Below are 21,869 nucleotides of genomic sequence, written 5' to 3' on the forward strand. Positions count from 1 at the left end.
CGCAGAGATCTGCGCCTTTTGCTCTTTTATCAGACCTTAGCTCAGACGGCCATGGCACTGTTTGTATTTTTTACCGGAACCACATGGGCACGGATCGTTACGGCCGATTTTACGTTCGCCCGTTTGCGCTGCCAGTTCCTGCGCGGCAGCAGTATTTTCGTCCTGATGGCTAAGCTGCTGCATCTGTGCAAGGCGCTCGGCCTCTTCACGACGCTGCTGTTCCATCTCTTCCACTTCTTCCGGCATGCGAACCTGTACTTTGCTCAGGGTGCTGATCACTTCATATTTCAGTGATTCCAGCATCGCCGCGAACATAGAGAAGGATTCGCGTTTGTACTCCTGCTTCGGATCCTTCTGCGCATAGCCACGCAGATGGATACCCTGACGCAGGTAGTCCATCGCCGCCAGGTGTTCTTTCCACAGGGAGTCGAGGGTTTGCAGCATCACGCCTTTTTCGAAGTGGCGCATCATCTCAGCACCAACCACTTCTTCTTTACGCTGGTAGACTTCAATTGCGCTCTGCAGAATACGCTCGCGCAGAGTTTCTTCATGCAGTTCCGGCTCTTTGTCCAGCCATTCGGAGATCGGCAGTTCAAGGTCGAAGTCGTTTTTCAGACGTTCCTGCAACCCTGGCACGTCCCACATCTCTTCCAGCGACTGCGGCGGAATGTGCGCATCAATGGTCGCTTTAAAGACATCTTCACGAATGCTGTTGATGGTTTCGCTTACGTCGCTCACATCCAGCAGTTCGTTACGCTGGGTGTAAATAGCGCGACGCTGGTCGTTGGCAACGTCATCGTATTCCAGCAATTGCTTACGAATATCGAAGTTGCGGCTTTCCACTTTACGCTGTGCGTTGGCAATCGCTTTGGTCACCCATGGGTGTTCAATGGCTTCGCCTTCTTTCATACCCAGTTTACGCATCATGCCGGAAACGCGGTCAGAGGCAAAAATACGCATCAGCGCATCTTCCATCGACAGGTAGAAACGGGAAGAACCGGCATCACCCTGACGACCAGAACGGCCACGCAGCTGGTTATCGATACGGCGAGATTCGTGTCGTTCGGTACCGATGATATGCAGCCCGCCTGCCGCCAGTACTGCGTCATGACGTACCTGCCAGTCAGCTTTGATCTGCGCAATTTGCTCTTCAGTTGGGTTTTCAAGCGCGGCAACTTCTGCCTGCCAGCTACCACCAAGCATAATATCGGTACCACGGCCGGCCATGTTGGTCGCGATGGTTACCGCTGCCGGATAACCCGCCTGTGCAACAATCGCCGCTTCGTTGGCGTGGAATTTGGCGTTCAGAACGTTATGCTTGATGCCCGCTTTTACCAGCTCGTTAGAAACCACTTCGGATTTCTCGATGGAGATAGTACCTACCAGCACCGGCTGGCCATTGGCAGTACGCTCTTTAATATCGCCAATGATAGCCTGAATTTTTTCCGCTTCAGTCATGTAGACCAGGTCCGGCATATCTTTACGGATCATCGGACGGTTGGTCGGTACTACCACGGTATCAAGCTTGTAGATGGAGCTGAATTCGAAGGCTTCGGTGTCTGCGGTACCAGTCATACCGGCCAGTTTTTCGTACAGACGGAAGTAGTTCTGGAAGGTGATGGAAGCCAGCGTCTGGTTCTCGTTCTGGATTTCCACGCCTTCTTTGGCTTCCACGGCCTGGTGCAGACCATCGGACCAGCGGCGCCCCTGCATGGTACGGCCCGTATGTTCATCGACGATGATGACTTCGCCATCTTTCACGATGTAATCAACGTCGCGGGTGAACAGCACGTGCGCACGCAGCGCAGCAGTAACGTGGTGCATCATCATGATGTTGCCTGGTGAATACAGCGACTCACCTTCTTCCATGATGCCTTCTTTAACCAGCAACTCTTCAATCAGAACCAGGCCGCGTTCTGTCAGGTTGACCTGACGTGCTTTCTCATCAACAGAGAAGTGGCCTTCGCCCTGGAAAGTGTCGGAGTCTTCTTTCTCCTGACGCACCAGATGCGGAATAATTTTGTTCATTTTCTTATACATTTCCGAGCTGTCTTCAGCCGGGCCGGAAATGATAAGCGGAGTACGGGCTTCATCGATAAGAATGGAGTCGACCTCATCCACCAGCGCATAGTGCAGTTTACGCTGTACGCGCTCTTCAGGGCTGAATGCCATGTTGTCACGCAGGTAGTCAAAGCCGTATTCGTTGTTGGTGCCGTAGGTGATATCTGCCGCATATGCCTCGCGTTTTGCCGGAGCCGGCAGGCCAGACATGTTGATCCCCACGGTCATGCCGAGGAATTCGAACAGCGGACGGTTGTTTTCGGCGTCACGTTGCGCCAGATAGTCGTTGACGGTCACGACGTGAACGCCTTTTCCGGTCAGCGCATTCAGATACGCCGGCAGAGTTGCGGTCAGAGTTTTACCTTCACCGGTACGCATTTCCGCGATGCAACGATCGTTAAGCACCATACCGCCGAGAAGCTGCACGTCGAAGTGACGCATGCCAAAGACGCGTTTGCTGGCCTCACGGACCACCGCGAACGCTTCCGGGAGCAGGCTTTCCAGGCTGGCGCCTTTTTCCAGGCGAGCGCGGAACTCCGCGGTTTTGCTTTTCAGCTCGTCGTCGGAGAGTTTTTCCATCTCCGGTTCCATCGCGTTAATGACGGTAACAGCTTTGCGCATACGGCGCAGGGTACGGTCGTTACGACTACCAAATACTTTCGTTAATAAATTGATTAGCATAATAAAATCTCAAACGCCCCGCTTTGCGGAGTCAGGAAAATAAAAGAAAGACGACTATTTTCAGACGAGGCGCTGCGGCCCGGCGCGAATGCCCTGAACCTGGCTCACCCACGCAGGGATGCTAAATACGGAAGGTGCGACCGACGGGACAACGGCTGCCTGGCGCACAATGGCCGGCGGCTTGCTTTCAACCGTGAGTAACGCATTAAGTGTGTCCAGCAAAGCAAGGTGCTGGGCGGCCTGCAATGGCGTGGTGGCCGTCGCTTCAGCAACGGGCAGCGCTTGTGGCGCCATGGCAAACGAGAGGTGGCGAATCACCGTGCGGATGGCATGCTGATGCCAGTAATCCACGCTAAACGATGGGCGACGATTCGCTTCCAGCAGGGCCAACTGCGTGAAATTGACTTTCGTGGCAGGGTTATGGTTACTGGACGTCTCGCGGGCAGGCGAAGCAGGCTCGGCGTTATTTGCGAGCGCAGGCAGGCCGAAACTGGCAGCAACCATCCCCAACAGGAGATGCGGCCAGAAATAGCGTCTACCTAACTGTCGCCAACGCGTCAGTAACCCACTCACGTAATGTCTACCCCAGAGATTATTATTTTTCGCGCACAGATATTACCATTATTGCTGGACGTCGACAGCATCAATGAAGGGATCGTCGCTGAAAAGTGCGCAAGAAAAAAGCATTTGCACAAAAACAGGAATTTTCGAGGGGAAATAAAAAACGACTGGTTCCCTGACCGGAGAGAGTGCCAGGTTGCCAGTCGAATTTATGAAATGGTCAGGCTTATGCCAGAACCATTGTCGGTGCTTTGAACGCCAGCGGCAGTTCGGCGTCGTCTTCGAAGGTCACATATTCCCAGGCTTCCTGTTTTGCCAGGACCGCCTGCAGAAGTTTGTTATTCAGTGCATGACCGGATTTAAACGCGGTAAATGCACCAATAATGTTGTGACCACACATGAACAAGTCACCGATCGCATCCAGCATTTTGTGACGAACGAATTCATCTTCAAAACGCAGACCGTCTTCGTTCAGTACGCGATAATCGTCAACAACGATGGCACAATCGAAGCTACCGCCCAGGCACAGGCCACGGGACTGCAGATATTCGATATCACGCATGAAACCGAAGGTACGTGCACGACTAATCTGGCGCATAAATGCGTCGGCAGAGAAGTTCATTGCATAGCGCTGGGTACTGGCATCAATCGCCGGATGGTTAAAGTCGATGGTAAAGTCCAACGAAAAACCATTGTACGGTTTGAATTCAGCCCATTTATCGCCATCTTCGACACGTACGGTCTCTTTGATGCGAACAAATTTCTTCGCACAGTTCAGTTCATCAATGCCGGCATCCAGCAGCAGATAAACGAACGGTGCAGCACTGCCGTCCATAATTGGGATTTCTGGCGCATCGACTTCAACAACGATGTTGTCGATACCCAGCCCCGCCAATGCGGCGTTGAGGTGCTCTACGGTCGAAATCCGCACGTCATGCTCGTTCACCAGACAAGTACAGAGCATTGTATCACGCACAGATTTGGCATCGGCCGGAAAATCTACCGGTGGATTCAAGTCGGTGCGACGATAGATGACCCCGGTATTGGCCGGCGCAGGGCGTAAGGTCAGTGTGACTTTCTTGCCGGTGTGTAAACCGACGCCAGTCGCCTGAACGATACGTTTAAGTGTCCTTTGTTTGATCATCGTATAATCTCGCCAAATTAACTATCCAACCGAAGTGTACTATACATTCGGACGGCCAGTTTAGCACAAAGAGCGGGGATTCCCAACTTTGAGCTAATTCTTAATCAGCCTGCTTACGTAAAAACGCCGGGATATCCAGGTAATCTGGTTCCTTGGTGGTCTGCGGCGTATTGTCGTTAACCACTTTAGCGGCTGGTTTCTGCTCCTGCGTCAGCGGCGTCATACCGTGCTGCTGGTAGCGATCCATAACCGGCTGCTGAGTCTGCTTGTTGGTCACCAGGGTAATTTCCGGACGTTTGTCCATACCGATACCGGTTGCAACAACAGTCACGCGCAGTTCGTCGTTCATATCCGGGTCGAGAGAAGTACCGATAACCACGGTCGCGTTATCCGAGGCAAATGCACGGATGGTGTTACCCACAGTTTCGAACTCATCCAGACGCAGGTCAAAGCCAGCGGTGATGTTGACCAGCACGCCACGAGCGCCAGACAGATCGATATCTTCCAGAAGCGGAGAAGAGATCGCCATTTCAGCCGCTTCTTCAGCACGGTCTTCACCGCTTGCCAGGCCAGAGCCCATCATGGCATAGCCCATTTCTGACATCACAGTACGCACGTCAGCAAAGTCGACGTTCATCAGGCCCGGGCGAGTAATCAGCTCGGCGATACCCTGAACCGCGCCCTTCAGTACGTCGTTTGCCGCGCCGAAAGCGTCGAGCAGAGAGATACCGCGACCCAGCACTTTCAGCAGCTTGTCGTTCGGGATGGTGATCAGGGAGTCCACGTGTTTGGACAGTTCAGTGATACCCTGTTCCGCGAATGCCATACGCTTTTTGCCTTCGAAGTTGAAAGGCTTAGTCACGACAGCAACGGTCAGAATACCTAAATCTTTTGCCACTTCAGCCACAACCGGCGCCGCACCCGTACCGGTGCCGCCACCCATGCCTGCAGCGATAAAGACCATGTCTGCGCCATCTAAAGCAGCGCGCAGTGCTTCGCGGTCTTCATCAGCAGCGTTACGGCCCACTTCCGGGTTTGCACCCGCACCCAGACCTTTGGTAATACCGCTACCGATCTGGATAGTCTGGCCAACAGCAGTTTTACGTAACGCCTGAGCGTCAGTATTCACTGCGAAAAATTCAACACCTTCGATGCGCTCGCGCACCATGTGCTCAACGGCATTACCGCCGCCGCCACCGACGCCGATGACTTTAATCACCGCGTCGTTGGTCAGTTCCATAGGTTCAAACATAGTCTCTCTCCGTTTTATACACTTTTTCAATCAGACCGCTCTACCACAGCCTGAAAGACATCGTGTATGTGCCTGTCGCCTGAAAGCGCTAATTTTCTGCGCTCTCTTAAAAAAATTAAAACTCTTTTCGCAGCCAGCTGTTCAATCGCTTAATCCATGAACCAACCGATGCGGTCACACGCTTGTCTACCTCTGCTTCACCACTCAAGTGGGACTCTTTCCCGTAGTGCAGCAGGCCCACTGCCGTTGAGTAATACGGCTCCTGGGCGTAATCCGTCAAACCGGTGATATTCAGCGGTGCGCCAATACGTACCTGCGTATGGAACACACGCTGGGCGCAGGCCGCGAGGCCTTCAATTTGCGCCGCACCACCGGTGAGTACAATCCCCGCCGCAAGATGGTGCTTAACCCCTTGCTGGCGAAGCTGTTCCTGTAACTGCAAAATTTCTTCGTTGACCAGATTGAGCAACTCGGTATAGCGCGGCTCAATGACTTCTGCCAACGTCTGGCGCTGCAGGCTGCGCGGCGGACGCCCACCCACGCTCGGCACTTCAACGCTCTCATCTTTGCCCACGATGGAGCCCAGTGCACAACCATGGCGCACTTTAATCGCTTCGGCATCGCTCGGTGGCGTACCGAAGGCGTAAGCGATATCGCTGGTGACCACGTTCCCCGCATAAGGGATGACTTTGGTGTGACGCAACGCCCCGCCAGTATAAACGGCGATGTCCATTGTACCACCCCCGATATCCACTACGCAGACACCCAGCTCACGTTCATCTTCCGTCAGGACCGAATAACTGGCAGCCAGACCGGCAAATATCAGTTGGTCAACTTTCAGGCCACAACGTTCCACGGCTTTAACAATGTTTTTCGCCATATCGTTGTGGCAGGTAATCAGATGGACCTTGGCCTGCATACGCACGCCAGACAAGCCGACCGGATTTTTGATGCCTTCCTGGTAATCAATCGCGTATTCCTGCGGAATAACGTGCAAAACACGGTGCTCATCGCGGACGCGAACGGATTTCGCCGTATGCACCACGTTTTCGACATCTTCCTGCGTCACTTCTTCTTCTGAGATAGGCACCATGCCAATCTCATTTTGACAGCTTATGTGTTTGCCGGAAAGCGCCAGATATACAGAGGAGATCTGGCAATCCGCCATCAATTCAGCCTGGTCGATAGCGCGCTGTACGCATTTCACTACCGACTCGAGGTCATTTACCCCGCCTTTGTCCATACCTCGCGATGGGCAACTGCCCACGCCGATGATATTGACCATGCCGTCGGGCAGAACTTCCCCTACTAAAGCGGCGACCTTCGCGGTGCCAATCTCCAGTCCAACTACCAGTTTTCTGTCCGTCGCCTTGATCATTGTTGTTCTGCCTGTGCCTGATTCTGTTGTTGACTGGTTTCTTCGACAGGGGCAGGCTCCCAACCTACTGACGCCCCTGAGTCATAGCGCAAATCAACGTAGCTAATCCGATTACCTTCTGTTTGCGCCTGCTGCTGAAGAACCGGATACAGTTCTAAAAAGCGCTCAAGCCGCTTCATGGTGTCACCCCGTCCCAGGTTGAGCTTGATACCATCGCCCAACGTCAACTGCCAGGAACGGCGCGCCGTCATTGCCGCCACTTTTAATGTGAACTTCCCTTTCGCCAGCACGGCCCCCATGTCGCGGTATCCCTGCAAGACTTCGCTTTCGCTGCCTTCAGGGCCGTACAACATGGGCAAACTCTGCTTGTTGGCGCGATCGGCGGGTACGCTGAAGGAGTTGCCTTCGGCATCCACCATATGCTGATCATTCCAACGTGCAATCGGCACATATTCAACCAGATGAATCTTCAATTCGTCTGGCCACTGCTTTCTTACGCTCGCCTGTTTAATCCACGGCAAGCGTTCAATTTGCCCCTGAACGATATTCACGTCCTGAGTCATAAAGGTTCCTGGCGATCCCAGCGCCAGAATAGACTGGCGGATGTCGTCGTTGCGCGTATAGTGCCGCTCGCCGGTGACCACCAGTTTCGAGATAGGCAAACGCTGCGCATCTTCCATCCAGCCCAGCACGACCCAGCCGCTAATCAACACGGTCAACAACACCGCCAGCAGGAAGACAATTCCTGCAAGACGCGTTCCATTATTGCGCCGCGAAGAATTGTACTCTTCTTCTTCACGGTTCCGCGTATTCAGCGCAGCCTGCGACATATCACCCCGCCAGGTCCAGAATTCGTACTACCAGTTGCGAGAAGCTCATTCCCGCCTGACGCGCCGCCATCGGCACCAGACTGTGGCTGGTCATCCCCGGAGACGTATTCGCTTCCAGCAGATAAAGCTGACCATCACGGTCTTGCATCACGTCAATTCGCCCCCAGCCACGACAGCCAAGAACAGTCCACGCTTTTAACACCAGAGACTGCATTGCGGCTTCCTGGACGTTATCTTCACAACCTGGACAGAAATACTTCGTCTCATCAGAGAGATACTTCGCATCATAATCATAGAAGGTTCCGGCAGGTTGGATGCGAATCGACGGTAAAATTTCTTCGCCAAGCACCGCAACGGTGAATTCGGGGCCACTGAGCCATTTCTCCACCAGAACTTCTTCATCATGTTGAAACGCCAGCGTTAACGCCTGGGTCAATTCACCACTCTCGTTAACTTTTGACATCCCAACGCTTGAGCCTTCACGGCTCGGCTTGACGATAAGCGGCAAACCAAGTTCGGTAAGCTGCTGTTTTACTTCGTCATTCAGCCCTAATTCAAATTCTTTGCGCGTGATCGCCACCCATGGTGCGACAGGTAAACCCGCGCCCTGCCACAGTAGTTTGCTGCGCAGTTTATCCATTGAAATGGCTGATGCCATCACGCCGCTGCCGGTGTAGGGCAGTTTTAGCAGTTCCAGTAATCCCTGTAACGTGCCATCTTCCCCGCCTCGACCATGGAGTGCAATAAACGCTTTCTGAAAACCCATATTTTTCAGCTGGGTAACATCGACCTCTTTCGGGTCGACCGGATGCGCATCGACACCCGCCTCACGCAGGCCAGCCAGCACGGCGGCCCCGGAGTTCAGCGAAACCTCACGCTCTGCGGAGGTGCCCCCCAGAAGGACAGCGATTTTATCAGCCATGACGCTCTTCCTCCTGAGTTTGCGGCTTGAGTTTGATTTCAGCTAAGTTACGCGCGATTTTGCCAATATTTCCAGCGCCCTGAATCAACACCAGGTCGTTACCCGTCAGTACCGGCGCCAGCATTTCAGCGACCTGAGCCGGGTCGGAGACCAGAATCGGGTCAACTTTACCGCGACCGCGGATCGTGCGGCACAGCGAGCGGCTGTCTGCGCCCGGAATCGGTGCTTCGCCAGCCGGGTACACATCCAGCATCAGTAACGCGTCAACCTGCGTCAGTACGTTGGCAAAATCATCGTACAGATCGCGCGTGCGAGTATAACGGTGCGGCTGGAACACCATTACCAGATTTTTATCCGGCCAGCCCGCGCGTGCGGCTTTAATGGTGGCGTCCACTTCCGTTGGGTGATGGCCATAGTCATCAACCAGCATCGCAGTACCCGCTTTGCCATTCACCTCGTCCAGCGGATATTCGCCCAGGAAATCGAAGCGGCGGCCTGTGCCCTGGAAGCTTTCCAGCGCGCGCAGAATCGCGTCGTCTTCAATACCCTCTTCTGTGGCGACCGCAACGGCGGCGGCGGCGTTCAGCGCATTATGACGCCCCGGCGCATTCAGCGTAACGTGCAGATTTTCTTTATCCTGACGCACCAGCGTGAAGTGCCCCTGCGGACCCACCTGCTGATAGTCTTCAACGCGCACATCCGCATCATCGCTAAAACCATAAGTGGTGGTTTGACGGCCTACGCGCGGCAGCAGCTCGCGGATCACCGGATCATCCACACACATCACTGCACGACCGTAAAACGGCAGGTTGTGCAGGAAGTTGATAAACGTCTGCTTCAAATTCTCGAAGTCGCCCTGGTAGGTATCCATGTGGTCGGCTTCAATGTTGGTGACAATCGCCACCATCGGCTGCAGATGCAGGAACGACGCATCGCTCTCATCCGCTTCCGCAATCAAGTAACGGCTGTGGCCCAGACGCGCATGCACGCCTGCGGCTTTTACCAGACCGCCGTTAACGAAAGTCGGGTCCAGCCCGGCTTCCGCGTAAATACTGGAGACCATCGCGGTGGTGGTCGTTTTACCGTGTGTCCCGGCGATGGCGATGCCGTGACGAAAACGCATCAGTTCAGCCAGCATTTCGGCGCGGCGGATCACCGGGATACGCGCTTCATGTGCAGCAACAATTTCCGGGTTATCGGCGGCAATCGCCGTCGATACCACAACCACGCTCGCATCGCGGACGTTTTCCGGGCGATGGTTGAAATAGATAGTGGCGCCGAGTTGCGACAATTGCTGCGTCACCGGGTTCGGTGCCAAATCGGAACCGCTGATCTGATAACCTTCGTTGGCCAGAACTTCGGCGATACCGCCCATACCGGCACCGCCGATACCCACAAAGTGAATGTGCCGGACGCGACGCATCTCGGGCACAATGGAACGCAGTTTCGCCAGTTGTTGTGTATTCATTCTCTCAACGCCATCGACTTCTAAAATTCGTGCAGCGCAACGCGCGCCGCGAGGGTTAAGCCTGAGCTGCCAGGCTTACTGCTTTTGCTACTCGCTCGGTCGCATCCGGGATTGCCGTCGCGCGTGCGCGCTCTGCCATTTCCAGCAGGGTTTTGCGATCCCAGAGTTCGAGCGTCGTGGCAACCGCTTCAGCGGTAAACTGCGGTTGCTCATAAATCTTCGCTGCACCAGCTTGTTCCAGCGGCAGCGCATTCCAGTACTGCTGACGGTCTTTATGCTGGAACGGCACAAAGATAGCCGGCAGACCGGCCGCCGCGATTTCGCTGACGGTCAGCGCGCCGGAACGGCACACCACCACATCAGCCCAGGCATACGCGGCAGCCATATCATCGATAAATTCGGTGACTTTATGCTGCGGCTCGCCCGCGTCTTCATACGCCTGCTCGACGGTTTGCTGCGCGCCTTTACCGCTCTGATGCCAGATGGTAATGGTTTCACCCAGCTTCGACGCCACCTGCGGCATGGTCTGGTTCAGGATGCGCGCACCCTGCGAACCGCCAACCACCAGAACGCGAACCGGGCCTTCGCGACCCGCCAGACGCTGTTCCGGCAACGGCAGCGCCAGCACATCGACGCGAACCGGGTTACCTACCACTTCCGCGTTTGGGAATGCACCGGGAAACGCCTGCATCACAGTCTTCGCGATCTTCGCCAGCCATTTGTTGGTCAGGCCAGCAATGCCGTTCTGTTCGTGCAGCACGACAGGAATTCCCAGCGACCACGCCGCCAGACCGCCAGGGCCAGACACATAGCCGCCCATCCCTAGCACCACGTCTGGCTTAAAGCGCTTCATGATAGCGCGTGCCTGACGCCAGGCATTAAAGATACGCAGCGGCGCGAGCAGCAAGGCTTTTACACCTTTGCCACGCAAGCCAGAAATACGAATAAAGTCGATCTCGATACCGTGTTTCGGCACGAGATCCGCTTCCATACGATCAGCGGTACCCAGCCAGCGTACTTGCCAGCCCTGGTCCATTAAATGGTGCGCAACCGCCAGCCCGGGGAACACATGCCCGCCGGTACCGCCTGCCATCACCATTAACCGCTTCGTTTCACCGCTCATCTGGAACCTCGGGTAAACGCCTGGGCTTTTTCCAGACGTGTTTCATAATCTATACGTAACAGGAACATAATCGCCGTCGACATAATCAGCAGACTGGAACCACCGTAACTGATAAGCGGCAGTGTCAGACCTTTGGTCGGCAGCATACCGGCCGCCGCGCCGACGTTAACCAGCGCCTGGAAACTGAACCACACGCCAATGGCGCAGGCCAGAAAACCGGCGAATCGCTGGTTGAGTTCCAGCGCTTTCCGCCCGATGGACATCGCGCGGAAAGCGACGAAGAATACCATTAAAAGCGCCAGTACCACACCGATATAACCGAGTTCCTCGCCGATAATAGCGAAGATGAAGTCGGTATGCGCTTCCGGCAGATACTCCAGTTTTTGCACCGAATTACCCAGCCCTTGCCCCCACATTTCCCCGCGACCAAAAGCCATCAGGGATTGGGTAAGCTGGTAACCGCTACCAAACGGATCTTCCCACGGGTTCCAGAACGAGGTCACACGACGAATACGGTATGGCTCGGCGAGGATCAACAGCACCACCGCTGAAATCCCCATGCCGATAATGGCGATGAACTGCCACAGCTTCGCCCCCGCAAGGAACAGCATCGCAAGCGTAGTGACGAACAGCACCACAACCGTACCGAGGTCCGGCTGCGCCAGGAGTAAAATCGCCAGCACGAAAATAACGCCCATCGGCTTTAAGAAGCCGCGCAGGTTGTTACGCACTTCGTCGGCTTTACGCACCAGATAGTTGGCGATGTAGCAAAACAGCGACAGCTTGGTGAACTCCGCTGGCTGAATACGTAGTGGGCCGAAGGCGATCCAACGCGATGCCCCGTTAACCGAGCTACCCACAACCAGTACAATCAATAGCATGACGATAGACGCAATCAGCATTGAAGTGCTGTAGCGCTGCCAGAACTCCATCGGCAGTCGCAGGGTGATCATCGCCAGCGCAAACGCCAGCACGATATAGAGACCATCACGTTTGGCGAACAGGAAAGGATCGTTCGCCAGACGCTGACCAACCGGCATGGATGCCGAGGTCACCATGATGAAACCGATCGCCGCCAGGCCGAAGGTCAGCCACAGCAGGGTGCGATCGTACATCACCAGACTGTCGTTATCCTGTGCCCGGGAGCCCATCACCCAGCCTTTCAGCGCAGCAAATACCCATGCCAGGATAGCAAACCCTGGCAGGCGAGGCATTTTCAGGCGCGGGAGGGATAAACGCATCAACCTAACTCCTTCGCCAGTCGCGCAAACACGTCGCCACGTTGCTCAAAGCTTTTAAACTGATCAAGGCTGGCGCAGGCCGGTGACAGCAGCACCATATCGCCCGTTTTCAGCTGCGGCGCAATGGCGCGCATCGCCTGTTCCATCGTCTCCGTTTCGGTGGCGATTTCCGGGCGTAACGCGGCAAGCTCGCTGCCGTCGCGGCCAAAGCAGTAAAGACGAATATTATCGCCATTCAGATAGCGCGCAAGCGGGCTGAAATCGGCGGATTTCCCGTCACCGCCCAGCAGCAGCCAGAGCGTGCCATCAACGTGTAAACCGTTGAGCGCTGCTTCCGTACTGCCGACGTTGGTTGCTTTTGAGTCGTTGATCCAACGGACGCCATTGTGATTCAGCACCACCTGGAAGCGATGAGCCAACCCGGCGAAGGTGGTCAATGCCTTCAGGCTGCTGGCGCGCGGCAGGCCTACGGCATCCGCCAGCGCCAGCGCCGCCAGCGCATTACTGTAGTTGTGCTGCCCGGTGAGGGTCATCTCTTTGACGTTGAGGATCTTTTCACCTTTCACACGCAGCCAGGTTTCCCCCTGCTGGCGGTTAAGGTGGTAATCACCGACATCAACACCAAAGCTCACACAGCGCTCATCGGCTCCGCGGATCGGCATGGTCAACGCATCATCAGCGTTCACCACACAGGTTTTAGCATTTTCATAGACGCGCAGTTTGGCAGCACGATACTGCTGCAGGCCAAACGGATAGCGGTCCATATGATCTTCAGTGACGTTAAGAATGGTTGCCGCCGCAGCCTTTAAGCTGGAGGTGGTTTCCAGCTGGAAGCTGGAGAGTTCCAGAACATAGAGTTCGCGCGTCGGGTCGAGTAGCATCAGCGCAGGCAGGCCAATATTGCCGCCAACACCAACATTCACCCCCGCCGCTTTAGCCATTTCACCGACCAGCGTGGTGACGGTACTTTTCCCGTTGGAACCGGTGATCGCCACGATTGGCGCCTGCGCTTCGCGGCAGAAGAGTTCGATATCGCCGACAATCTCGACGCCGGCATCAGCCGCTGCGCTCAGCGACGGATGCGCCAGCGCGATGCCGGGGCTTGCCACAATCAAATCCGCACTCAGCAACCAGTCATCATTTAGACTACCAACGTAACGCTCAACCTCTTCCGGCAGTTTATCCAGCCCAGGGGGAGTGGCTCGCGTATCCATCACGCGCGGCGTTACACCACGCGCCATGAAGAAATCGACGCAGGAGAGCCCGGTCAAACCAAGACCGATAATGACAACATTTTTACCCTGGTAATCTGCCATGATTAACGTACCTTCAGCGTAGCCAGGCCAATCAGCACCAGCATCAGCGAAATAATCCAGAAGCGCACAATGACGCGCGGTTCCGGCCAGCCTTTCAGTTCATAGTGGTGGTGAATCGGCGCCATACGGAAGATGCGCTGACCGCGCAGCTTGAAGGAACCGACCTGCAAAATCACCGACAGCGTTTCAACCACGAATACGCCGCCCATAATCACCAGCAGGAACTCCTGACGCAGCAGCACGGCGATAATGCCCAATGCGCCGCCCAGCGCCAGCGAACCGACATCGCCCATAAAGACTTGTGCCGGATAGGTGTTAAACCACAGGAAGCCCAGCCCTGCCCCGACAATCGCGGTGCAAACAATGACCAGTTCACCTGCGTGCCGCAGATACGGAATATGCAGATAGTTAGCGAAGTTCATGTTACCCGTCGCCCAGGCGACCAGGGCAAAACCCCCGGCAACGAAGACGGTTGGCATAATCGCTAAGCCGTCCAGACCATCGGTCAGGTTCACTGCATTACCGGTACCGACAACAACAAAATAGGCCAACAGAATGTAGAACAGACCCAGTTGAGGCATCACGTCTTTAAAGAACGGCACCACCAGCTGCGTCGCTGGCGTATCTTTACCCGCCAGATAGAGCGCGAACGCCACGCCCAGTGCAATCACCGACATCCAGAAATATTTCCAGCGCGCGATCAGGCCCTTGGTGTCCTTACGGACAACTTTGCGATAGTCATCGACAAAACCAATAATGCCGTAGCCGACCAGCACCACCAGCACGCACCAGACGTACGGGTTGGACGGATAAGCCCACAGCAACACGGAAACCACAATCGCGGTGAGGATCATGATCCCGCCCATTGTCGGCGTACCGCGTTTGCTGAAGTGCGATTCCGGACCGTCGTTACGTACTACCTGACCGAAAGAGAGTTTCTGTAAATGGGCGATCATGCGCGGGCCCATCCACAATGAGATGAACAGCGCGGTCAGCAGGCTGACGATGGCGCGAAACGTCAGATAGGAAAAGACGTTAAAGCCGGAATAATATTTGACCAAATGTTCGGCCAGCCAAACTAACATGTCCCGTTCTCCTGTAATGCGCGTACTACCTCTTCCATGGCGGCACTACGTGATCCTTTCACCAGAATGGTGAGGGTTTGCTGTTCATTAATGAGCGTTTTAAGACGCGCAATGGCTGCTGCTTTGTCGGTGAAATGTTCGCCGACGCCGCTGGCAGAACTGATTGCCTGGCTTAATTTACCTACGCTTAATACTTTATCGATGCCCGCCACTTTCGCAGCTTCGCCAACCTGAATGTGGCAGGATTCGCTTTCTGCACCCAGTTCTGCCATATCGCCAACGACCAGCACCCGATAACCTGGCATCTCTTCGAGCACCTGCACCGCGGCGGTCATCGAACCGACGTTGGCGTTATAGGAGTCGTCGAGCAGCAGTTGGGTGTCGCTCAGGTGAATCGGGAACAAACGCCCCGGAACGGAGGTCAGCTTCGCCAGCCCGCCTTTCACCGCGGTTAAGTCTGCACCCACCGCCATCGCCAGTGCCGTCGCGGCCAGCGCGTTAGCAATGTTGTGGCGACCCGGCAGCGGCAGCAATACGTCTATGTCGCCGGTTGGCGTTTGCAGCGTAAATTCGGTGCCATGGCTGGTAATGTGAATGTTGGTGGCGGTGAAATCACTGTTCGCCGCATTCGGCGAGAAGCGCCACACTTTGCGCGAGCCAATAATCGCTTGCCAGTTCAGCCAGTCGTTATTGTCGGCATTCAGGATCGCGATGCCGTTTAGCGGAAGGCCAGTGAAAATCTCACCTTTGGCTTTTGCCACGCCCGCCAGCGATCCGAACCCTTCCAGATGCGCCGCCGCAAGGTTGTTCACCAGCGCCGCTTCCGGGCGAGTCAGGCTCACCGTCCAGGCGATTTCGCCCTGATGGTTGGCGCCCAGTTCAATCACCGCGTATTCGTGTTCTTTCGTCAGGCGCAGCAATGTCATCGGCACACCGATATCATTATTAAGATTGCCTGCGGTATAAAGCGTATTGCCGCACTGACCCAGAATGGAGGCGGTCATCTCTTTCACCGACGTTTTACCGGAGGAGCCCGTCAGGGCAACCACGCGAGTGGGCACCTGCTGGCGAACCCATGCTGCCAGTTCACCGAACGCCAGACGGGTATCTTTCACCACCAGTTGCGGCAGGTCGATATCCAGTTTACGGCTGACTAACAGTGCACCCGCTCCCCCCTCTTTCGCTTTTTCAACGAAATCATGGGCATCGAAACGCTCGCCTTTCAGGGCCACAAACAGGCAACCCGGCGTTAATTTACGCGTATCGGTGGTGACATCGTCGATACGCAGGTCAGCACCGTTCAGTTCACCGTGCAGGATGCCAGCCAGTTCGCTAAGCGTTACGCTAATCATGCGATCACTCCCAGCAGACGCGCTGCGGTTACACGGTCGGAATAGTCGAGACGTTGAGTGCCGACAATTTGATAATCTTCATGACCTTTACCGGCCAGCAGCACCAGGTCATCAGGCTTCGCCTGCATGATGGCGTTAGTAACCGCTTGCGCACGTCCTTCCACTACTTTGGCGCGGCCGGCGTCAAGCATGCCCGCCAGGATGTCGTTGATGATGGCACGCGGCTCTTCGGTACGCGGGTTGTCATCGGTAACCACGGCGATATCCGCAAACTGCTCGGCAATCGCGCCCATCAGCGGGCGTTTACCTTTATCACGGTCACCGCCGCAGCCAAAGACGCACCACAGTTTGCCTGCGCAGTGCAGACGCGCCGCTTCGAGCGCTTTTTCCAGCGCATCCGGCGTATGAGCGTAATCGACAACGACCGTCGGTTTACCCGGCGCGCTAAACACTTCCATACGGCCACAAACCGGTTGCAGGCGGGAAGCGGTTTTCAGCAGATCCGCCAGCGGATAACCAAGCGCCAGCAGTGTGGCCAGCGCCAGTAACAAGTTGCTGACGTTGAACGCGCCCATGAGACGGCTTTCGATTTCGCCGTCGCCCCAGGTCGAGCTGAAACGGATGGTTGCACCGCTGTCGTGATAATTCACCTCGGTCGCTTTTAACCAGCGTCCGTGGCAGTTCGGATTGATGTGATCTTCCATTGACACCGCAACCGCGTCCGGCAGTTTTGCCAGCCAGCGACGGCCCACTTCATCGTCGGCGTTTACAATCGCCTGGCCGCAGTGGTGCGTGGAGTACAGCAGCCATTTCGCCGCTTCGTAATGTTCCATATCACCATGATAATCAAGGTGATCGCGGCTCAGGTTGGTAAACACGGAAGCCACAAATTTCAGTGCCGCCACGCGGTGCTGTACCAGCCCGTGGGAAGAGACCTCCATTGCCGCCAGCGTCGCGCCCTGGTCTACCAGGCCGGACAGCACGTGCTGAACATCAACCGCTGAACCGGTAGTATTTTCTGTTGGGATCACTTTACCCAGCAGGCCGTTACCGACCGTTCCCATCACCGCGCTGGTTTCGCCAAGCAATTGCCCCCACTGTGCGAGCAGTTGGGTGGTGGTGGTTTTACCGTTGGTGCCGGTTACGCCCACGAGGCGCAAACGGTCAGACGGTTCATGGTAGAAGCGCCCGGCCAGTGCCGATAAGCGTTCATTCAACTGGCTGAGGTAGATAACCGGGACGCCGTGCATTTCACGGATTTCGCCATCGGTCGCTTCATCTTTTGCCTCGGCTATAATGGCAGCTACACCTTGCGCAATTGCCTGCGGGATATAACGACGCCCGTCCGCCTGATGACCAACCACCGCTACGAAGAGATCGCCCGAGGCAGCCACACGGCTGTCGAGTGTCATCTCTCGCAGTGCTCGCTCCGGCGCATTTGGCACCCACGGAGCGAGAAGGTCGCGCAAATTACGATCTGCCACCTGTTCCCTCGCCTTGATTAATCACAAATTCACTTTTTTCGCCCGTTGCCAGCGCATCCGGTTCGATGTTCATGGTGCGCAGAACGCCGCCCATGATGGCACCGAAGACCGGCGCGGAAACGGCGCCGCCGTAGTATTTACCTGCCTGCGGGTCGTTGATGACCACCACCAGCGCAAAACGCGGCTGGCTGGCTGGCGCAACGCCCGCGGTGTAAGCAATATATTTGTTGATGTAACGCCCGTCTGGCCCCACTTTTTTCGCCGTACCGGTTTTGATGGCGATGCGATAGCCTTTGATCGCCGCTTTCACGCCGCCGCCGCCAGGCAGCGCCACGCTTTCCATCATGTGAACCACGGTACGTACGATGGATTCCGGGAAGATACGTTCGCCAGGAACCGGAGGGTCAACTTTGGTTATCGACAGCGGTCGGTAAACCCCGTAGCTGCCTATCGTTGCGTAGACTCGCGCTAACTGTAACGGCGTTACCATTAGCCCGTAGCCGAAAGAGAAGGTGGCCCTCTCTATGTCAGACCACCGTTGTTTTTGAGGATATAAGCCACTGCGTTCTCCGACCAACCCCAAATTGGTCGCTTTTCCCAATCCAAAACGTGAGTAAGTCTCTACTAACGCTGAGGACGGCATCGCTAACGCCAGCTTGGAAACACCGACGTTACTCGACTTCTGTAGTACCCCGGTCAGGGTCAATTCGCTGTAGCGCGCCACGTCTTTAATTTCGTGGCCGTTAATACGGTAAGGAATAGTATTCAGGACGGTATTTTCGCGCACCACGCCCCGCTGCAGGGCGGTCATCACGACCATCGGTTTAACCGTTGAACCGGGTTCAAACACGTCAGTGATGGCGCGGTTACGCATGGTGTCTTTTGCCGTGCCGGAGAAGTTATTCGGGTTATAAGACGGGCTGTTCGCCATCGCCAGCACTTCGCCGGTATTCACATCCACCAGCACCGCACTGCCCGATTCCGCTTTGTTAAACGCCACGGCGTTGTTCAGTTCGCGGTACACCAGCGCCTGTAAGCGCTCATCGATACTCAGCGCAAGGTTGTGCGCCGCCTGGCTGTCCGTTGAGGAGATATCCTCGATAACGCGCCCGTAGCGGTCTTTACGTACAATACGTTCGCCCGGTTGGCCGGTTAGCCACTTATCAAAGCTCTTCTCGACGCCTTCGATCCCCTGGCTATCGACGTTAGTAAAGCCGATGAGGTGAGAGGTGACTTCGCCTGACGGATAGTAACGGCGCGACTCTTCACGCAGATGAATACCCGGCAGTTTGAGTTTTTTGATGTAGTCCGCCATGTCAGGGTTAACCTGGCGAGCAAGATAGATAAAGCGCCCTTTCGGGTTCGCATTGATACGGTTTGCCAGCTGATCCAGCGGCAGATTCAGCGCGGTGGAGAGCGCGTTCCAGCGATCGCCTACGCTCACGCCGCCCGCATCATGCACTTCTTTCGGGTCGGCCCAGATGGCTTTTACCGGTACGCTCACCGCCAGTGGGCGGCCAGAGCGGTCGGTGATCATCCCACGAGACGTGGATACTTCCTGAACACGCAGGGAGCGCATATCACCCTGACGCACCAGCATATCCGGGTTGATTATCTGCAACCAGGCAACACGCCCCAGCAGAAAGCCGAGAGCCACCAGAATACAGCCGCACAGCAACGCAAAACGCCAACTGATAAAGTTGGCCTGTTCTTCCTGACGTTTTGGTTTAAGCGTCTTTCCCGCTGCTTTCATGCGTTGCGATAATCCTTATTTCTGTACAACTATGTTTTCTTTTGACGGATCAACATGTTGCATTTGCAACTTTTCCGTAGCGATACGCTCAACCCGGCTATGATCGCCGAGGGCGTTCTCTTCTAAAATCAGGTTGCGCCATTCGATATCCAGCGCATCACGTTCCAGCACCAGTTGCTCGCGTTGGGCGGTTAACAGACGGGTATGGTGCGCCGTCGTCACCACCGTGACAGCCGTAACAATGATGCAAATGAACAGGCAGAGTGGCAGCTTCCCAAACCGCAAAAGATCGTCTCCGATGACGCCAGGCAAGGCATGGCGCTCGTTACTTCCAATCGATCCCTTAACTTTGCTTAGGGCTTCTGACACTCTGCTGATCATGCGTTCGTCCTCTCTGCGATACGCAGCACTGAACTACGGGCACGTGGATTTTCAGCCACTTCTTCTTCGCCCGGCATCAACTTGCCTAGCGCTCGTAAATGACGGCCACCCAGCTTCCTGAGTTGCTCTTCAGTCATCGGTAACCCTGCCGGAACCTGCGGACCGCGGCTTTGCTCACGCATGAAGCGTTTTACAATACGGTCTTCCAGCGAGTGGAAACTGATAACCGACAGCCGCCCACTCGGGGCCAGCACGTCGATCGAGCCTTTTAGCGCCTGCTCTATCTCCTCCAGTTCACTGTTTACCCAGATGCGCACCGCCTGGAAGGTACGGGTCGCGGGATGTTTGAATTTGTCTTTCACCGGCATCGCCGCCGCCACCACTTCCGCCAGTTCTTTGGTGCGGGTCATGGGCTCAATGCGGTTACGCTCAACGATGGCGCGGGCAATACGCTTGCCGAAACGCTCTTCGCCATAGGTTTTAATCACCCAGGCGATATCCGCTTCGTCAGCTGTTTGCAGCCATTCGGCGGCAGACTGGCCGCGCGTCGGGTCCATACGCATATCGAGCGGCCCGTCGCGCATGAAAGAGAAACCGCGTTCAGCATCATCAAGCTGTGGTGAAGAGACACCAAGATCGAGCAGAATGCCGTCGATCTTGCCTGTAAGTTCGCGCTCACTAACATAGTCAGCCAACGCGGAGAAAGGACCATGAATGATGGAGAAGCGAGGATCATCAATGGTGTTTGCTACGGCAATAGCCTGCGGGTCGCGATCGATAGCCAGCAGTCGCCCCTGCTCGCCAAGCTGCGAGAGGATAAGACGCGAGTGGCCACCGCGACCAAAAGTACCATCGATGTAGATACCATCCGGGCGAATATTCAGGCCGTTGACGGCCTCGTCCAGCAGTACCGTTTTATGTTTAAAAGTTTCCATCATTTTATAAGGACAAATCCTGCAACCGTTCCGAAAGCGCGTCTGAAGCGGTTTGCTCAGCGTCGATATCTTCCCTGACCCGTTGATACCAGGTCGTTTCATCCCACAGTTCAAATTTGTTGAACTGCCCAACCAGCATCACTTCTTTTGTCAATCCGGCATGTTGCCGTAAAACTGGCGCGATCAAGAGTCGCCCCGCGTTATCCATTTGGCATTCGCTGGCATGCCCTAACAACAAGCGCTGTACGCGGCGCTCTGCGGGATTCATGCTCGACAAACGCGAGAGTTTTTGCTCGATGATTTCCCATTCGGGCAGGGGGTAAAGCAGCAGGCATGGGTGATGGATGTCAATGGTGCACACCATTTGACCGGTAGCGTTCTCAATCAGCGAATCCCGATACCGGGTAGGGACGGCTAAACGCCCCTTGCTGTCGAGATTGACTAACGTTGCCCCCCGGAACATGCCAGCTTCACCCCTTCTCGCCACTTTAACCCACAAATTCCCACCTGAAGGAGTTTACGGAGCAGAGGAAAAGCTTGTCAAGCCAGCATCTATGCCAACGGAGCTGAAAAACCCACTCTTTGCGGCCATTAATAGCCCCGATTAAATTCCGTACTACTGTCGAGGCAAATTAACGTCATGAATATGTGTAAGAAAAAAACTCAACAGATTCGTAACATTTTAAGGTCACTAAATATCGTCAATAGAATATATAAAGTGTCAGTTTGCGACGCGGACGGCATTTTAGGACATTCTGATGCCCGTTAACAGTCCTTGTTATGTCCGTTATCGGTATTTAAAAGGCTTGTCTGGCGCGGCGCGGAGCGGGGTCGGGAGAAGTGGCTGTTATTTCAGCATTCATGAATGTGAATGTAACAAAATAATTCATAACTGAGTTAAT

General features: G+C 55.3%; 18 protein-coding genes. All 18 read right to left on the reverse strand.

The annotated features are described in order from the left end of the window. Nucleotides 1-36: 36 nt before the first annotated feature. Complete coding sequence (gene secA, locus NMC31_RS06430) at nucleotides 37-2,742, reverse strand: preprotein translocase subunit SecA (protein WP_253897348.1); 2,706 nt, start codon at nucleotides 2,740-2,742, stop codon at nucleotides 37-39. Nucleotides 2,743-2,802: 60 nt separating this feature from the next. Then, nucleotides 2,803-3,315 carry a secA translation cis-regulator SecM gene (secM, locus tag NMC31_RS06435; RefSeq protein WP_149463110.1) on the reverse strand — a complete coding sequence of 171 codons (513 nt, stop codon included), beginning with the start codon at nucleotides 3,313-3,315 and terminating at the stop codon, nucleotides 2,803-2,805. 214 nt (nucleotides 3,316-3,529) lie between these two features. Beyond that, nucleotides 3,530-4,447, reverse strand: coding sequence for a UDP-3-O-acyl-N-acetylglucosamine deacetylase (gene lpxC, locus NMC31_RS06440; RefSeq protein ID WP_015965915.1), 918 nt, complete (start codon nucleotides 4,445-4,447; stop codon nucleotides 3,530-3,532). 100 nt (nucleotides 4,448-4,547) lie between these two features. Further along, complete coding sequence (gene ftsZ / locus NMC31_RS06445) at nucleotides 4,548-5,699, reverse strand: cell division protein FtsZ (RefSeq protein WP_015965916.1); 1,152 nt, start codon at nucleotides 5,697-5,699, stop codon at nucleotides 4,548-4,550. A gap of 115 nt (nucleotides 5,700-5,814) precedes the next feature. Continuing rightward, nucleotides 5,815-7,077 carry a cell division protein FtsA gene (gene ftsA, locus NMC31_RS06450; protein ID WP_015965917.1) on the reverse strand — a complete coding sequence of 421 codons (1,263 nt, stop codon included), beginning with the start codon at nucleotides 7,075-7,077 and terminating at the stop codon, nucleotides 5,815-5,817. After that, the gene (gene ftsQ / locus NMC31_RS06455) at nucleotides 7,074-7,907 is read right to left on the reverse strand and encodes a cell division protein FtsQ (protein WP_149463109.1); all 834 of its coding nucleotides are present in this window, start codon (nucleotides 7,905-7,907) and stop codon (nucleotides 7,074-7,076) included. The genes ftsA and ftsQ overlap by 4 nt, the downstream gene beginning before the upstream one ends. A gap of 1 nt (nucleotide 7,908) precedes the next feature. After that, nucleotides 7,909-8,829, reverse strand: a complete 921-nt coding sequence (locus NMC31_RS06460) for a D-alanine--D-alanine ligase (protein ID WP_253897349.1) — start codon at nucleotides 8,827-8,829, stop codon at nucleotides 7,909-7,911. Further along, nucleotides 8,822-10,297, reverse strand: coding sequence for a UDP-N-acetylmuramate--L-alanine ligase (murC, locus tag NMC31_RS06465; protein ID WP_149463107.1), 1,476 nt, complete (start codon nucleotides 10,295-10,297; stop codon nucleotides 8,822-8,824). Before murC ends, NMC31_RS06460 begins: the two co-directional genes overlap by 8 nt. A 55-nt stretch (nucleotides 10,298-10,352) precedes the next feature. After that, on the reverse strand, nucleotides 10,353-11,420 hold the full coding sequence (murG, locus tag NMC31_RS06470) for an undecaprenyldiphospho-muramoylpentapeptide beta-N-acetylglucosaminyltransferase (RefSeq protein ID WP_149463106.1): 1,068 nt from the start codon (nucleotides 11,418-11,420) through the stop codon (nucleotides 10,353-10,355). Continuing rightward, nucleotides 11,417-12,661 (reverse strand): cell division protein FtsW, encoded by a 1,245-nt coding sequence (gene ftsW, locus NMC31_RS06475; RefSeq protein WP_149463105.1) that lies wholly within the window; start codon nucleotides 12,659-12,661, stop codon nucleotides 11,417-11,419. The genes murG and ftsW overlap by 4 nt, the downstream gene beginning before the upstream one ends. Next, nucleotides 12,661-13,977 (reverse strand): UDP-N-acetylmuramoyl-L-alanine--D-glutamate ligase, encoded by a 1,317-nt coding sequence (gene murD / locus NMC31_RS06480; RefSeq protein ID WP_253897350.1) that lies wholly within the window; start codon nucleotides 13,975-13,977, stop codon nucleotides 12,661-12,663. The genes ftsW and murD overlap by 1 nt, the downstream gene beginning before the upstream one ends. A 2-nt stretch (nucleotides 13,978-13,979) precedes the next feature. After that, the gene (mraY, locus tag NMC31_RS06485; RefSeq protein WP_015965924.1) at nucleotides 13,980-15,062 is read right to left on the reverse strand and encodes a phospho-N-acetylmuramoyl-pentapeptide-transferase; all 1,083 of its coding nucleotides are present in this window, start codon (nucleotides 15,060-15,062) and stop codon (nucleotides 13,980-13,982) included. Next, nucleotides 15,056-16,414, reverse strand: coding sequence for a UDP-N-acetylmuramoyl-tripeptide--D-alanyl-D-alanine ligase (gene murF / locus NMC31_RS06490; protein WP_253897351.1), 1,359 nt, complete (start codon nucleotides 16,412-16,414; stop codon nucleotides 15,056-15,058). Before murF ends, mraY begins: the two co-directional genes overlap by 7 nt. Next, entirely contained in the window at nucleotides 16,411-17,898 is a 1,488-nt protein-coding gene (gene murE / locus NMC31_RS06495) for a UDP-N-acetylmuramoyl-L-alanyl-D-glutamate--2,6-diaminopimelate ligase (RefSeq protein WP_253897352.1), read from the reverse strand. The genes murF and murE overlap by 4 nt, the downstream gene beginning before the upstream one ends. Further along, entirely contained in the window at nucleotides 17,885-19,651 is a 1,767-nt protein-coding gene (ftsI, locus tag NMC31_RS06500; RefSeq protein WP_149463100.1) for a peptidoglycan glycosyltransferase FtsI, read from the reverse strand. Before ftsI ends, murE begins: the two co-directional genes overlap by 14 nt. A 15-nt stretch (nucleotides 19,652-19,666) precedes the next feature. After that, nucleotides 19,667-20,032, reverse strand: a complete 366-nt coding sequence (gene ftsL, locus NMC31_RS06505) for a cell division protein FtsL (protein ID WP_149463099.1) — start codon at nucleotides 20,030-20,032, stop codon at nucleotides 19,667-19,669. Beyond that, nucleotides 20,029-20,970: a 16S rRNA (cytosine(1402)-N(4))-methyltransferase RsmH gene (gene rsmH, locus NMC31_RS06510; protein WP_149463098.1), complete on the reverse strand. Its 942-nt coding sequence runs from the start codon at nucleotides 20,968-20,970 to the stop codon at nucleotides 20,029-20,031. Before rsmH ends, ftsL begins: the two co-directional genes overlap by 4 nt. Before the next feature lies 1 nt (nucleotide 20,971). Further along, nucleotides 20,972-21,430 (reverse strand): division/cell wall cluster transcriptional repressor MraZ, encoded by a 459-nt coding sequence (mraZ, locus tag NMC31_RS06515; protein ID WP_149463213.1) that lies wholly within the window; start codon nucleotides 21,428-21,430, stop codon nucleotides 20,972-20,974. Between the last annotated feature and the right edge of the window lie 439 nt (nucleotides 21,431-21,869).

The sequence above is a fragment of the Pseudocitrobacter vendiensis genome (assembly GCF_943590815.1).
In the GTDB taxonomy this organism is placed as follows: Bacteria; Pseudomonadota; Gammaproteobacteria; order Enterobacterales; family Enterobacteriaceae; genus Pseudocitrobacter; species Pseudocitrobacter vendiensis.